We start from the raw sequence: 2,490 nt of genomic DNA on the forward strand, positions 1-2,490 counted from the left end.
CTCAGTGCTGCAAGCGCTATCTTTGCCTTAAACTCCGCTGAATACCTCGTCCTCTTTGTCTTACTCATCTTTAGGTGACCTCCTTCGTTAATCGTATATTTTACACCTTATACGACTGTCCGAATTCCGGGGTCCACCTCTGTTATTCATTTCTTCCCCTCTATTTTTAGTTATTAAATCTCGGTTAACTTTTATTTTTAAAAATAATTCAATTGCATGAGCCATCTGCATATATATCTTTATTAAAGAAAATTATAGATATATTTCCATCTTATTACAAGATAAATATTTGATAACCATTTAGATGAATTGCTTGGTAATAACTGTTCCAAGTTACAGCAATTGCATGTTTGGAATTTCATAACCTGATACGTTAATTTGGTTTTTCTTATATGGGTTATAATTAACCTATGGATTTTACGAACAAACTCCGGAAACTCCCATCTTCTCCCGGCATATATATAATGAAGGGGGCGAAAGAGAAGACGATCTATGTCGGGAAGGCAAAGAACCTCAGCAACAGGCTCAGGTCATACTTTCAAAAGTCCGCGGCGCTTGATAACCGCAAGTCAAGGATGGTCGGAGAGATAAGAGACTTTGACTACATCGTTACGGAGAATGAGATGGAGGCGCTCGCGCTTGAGGCGAACTTCATAAAGCAGTTCAGGCCGAAATTCAACATAATCCTGCGCGACGACAAGAACTATCCATATCTTAAACTCACTGTCCGGGAAGATTGGCCGAGGCTCGAAGTCGTGAGAAAGATAGATAAGGACGGCTCCCTCTATTTCGGCCCTTATGTGGTTTCAGGCACGATGTGGGAGATGTTCAGATTTATAGAGCGGAATTTCCCCATAAGGCAATGCGCATACAGCCTTGAGAAGCCGTTCCGTCCCTGCGTTCAGTACCAGATGGGCAGGTGCCTCGCGCCCTGCGACAAGTCGAAGCGCTCTGAAAAAGAGCGCAGGATTTACATGAAGGCGGTTAATGACGTGAAGCTCTTTCTCATGGGCAGGGATAAAGAACTCCTTTCGAGCCTTCAGGAGAAGATGGCCGCGCTTTCGGAAGAAGAGAGGTATGAAGAGGCGGCGCAGGTGAGGGATGCCTTAAACAACATAAAAAGGGCATTGGAATCCCAGCGCGTCATTTCGCACGAGCTTGGCGATATGGATGTCACCGGGCTATTCAAGGAAGAGGGAGAGGCGGTTGTCTTCATGCTCTTCATAAGGAACGGGCGGGTGATAGGGCAAAAAGATTTCTTTCTGAAAAACATAGGAGGCATTGAGGAGAACGAGCTTATATCAAGCTTCATAGAGCAGTTCTATTCCAAGGAGATGCTCATTCCGCCGAGGATAGTCATTCCTGTCAATACTGAGATGAAGACAGAGAAAGAGTGGCTGAGCGATAAACGCGGAAAGCCGGTAACGCTCTCGCATGCAAGGAGCGAACATGAGAAGAAGCTGATTGAAATGGCAAATGAGAACGCGCTCTTTGCATTCGGCAGGCATAAAGACAGGAAGGTCGACACAATGCTTCTCTCTGTAAAGGATCTTCTGAAATTAAAGAATATCCCGCAAAGGATAGAGGCGGTTGATATATCTAACATATCCGGCTCTGAGGCGGCTGGAGCGTTTGTGGTATGGGAGGACGGGGAGTTTCTCAAAGACGACTACCGGGTGTATAAGATAAAGACTGTGAGAGGCATTGATGACTTTGCGATGATGGAGGAGGTTATCAAAAGGCATCTGAAGAGCTTTGCAGAAGAGCGCAGAGAGACGCCTCAGCTTATCCTTATTGACGGAGGCAAGGGACAGCTCAAGTCAGCCATAAATGCGATGAAAGAGTTTGGCCTGTCCATTGATATTGCCGCTATGGCCAAGGCAAAAACAATTAACAGCAGTCCGGAACCGGACAGGATATTTCTTCCGGGCAAAAGAGATGCGATCCCATTGGACCCCTTCATGCCGTCAACTCATCTGCTTCAGAAGATACGCGACGAGGTTCACCGTTTTGCAATAACCTTTCATAAAAAACTGCGGACAAAGAGAACGCTCAGGTCTCCGCTTGAAGATATAAAGGGCATCGGCAAAGAGAGAAGGTTATTGCTATTGCGGCATTTTGGCGGTATTGATGAGATAAGAAAGGCGTCGGTTGAAGAGATAGCTTCTCTTAAAGGAATGAATAGGAAGATAGCGGAAAAATTGAAGGCAGCCCTTTTTAAAAAAAGGGCATTGTTTGATGAAAGGTTCAAAGGGCTGTAGGAAAAAAGAGTCTGTTGCTTAATGAAGCGGCAATATAAACCAGCCACAGCATATTAAGGCCGTTGAAACACTTCCTCATGAAAGAACAACCTCGGCTGATTCGGAGAGGCGAAAGAAGTTTCATCAGATTGGCTGTCCGAAGGCATGATAGAAAAGGTATTGCTTTTCAGCACAATGAGTTATAATTACATAAGTTTTAAGTTTAATGCAGGAGGTGTGATATGAAAAC

1 pseudogene is annotated in these 2,490 nt (G+C 44.6%); it reads left to right on the plus strand.

From position 1 onward, the window contains the following. Nucleotides 1–410 precede the first annotated feature (410 nt). Nucleotides 411–2,261, plus strand: a pseudogene (gene uvrC, locus HY807_06250) (excinuclease ABC subunit UvrC). The last annotated feature ends 229 nt before the right edge of the window (nucleotides 2,262–2,490 follow it).

The organism is Nitrospirota bacterium (genome assembly GCA_016207885.1).
Taxonomy (GTDB): domain Bacteria; phylum Nitrospirota; class Thermodesulfovibrionia; order UBA6902; family UBA6902; genus JACQZG01.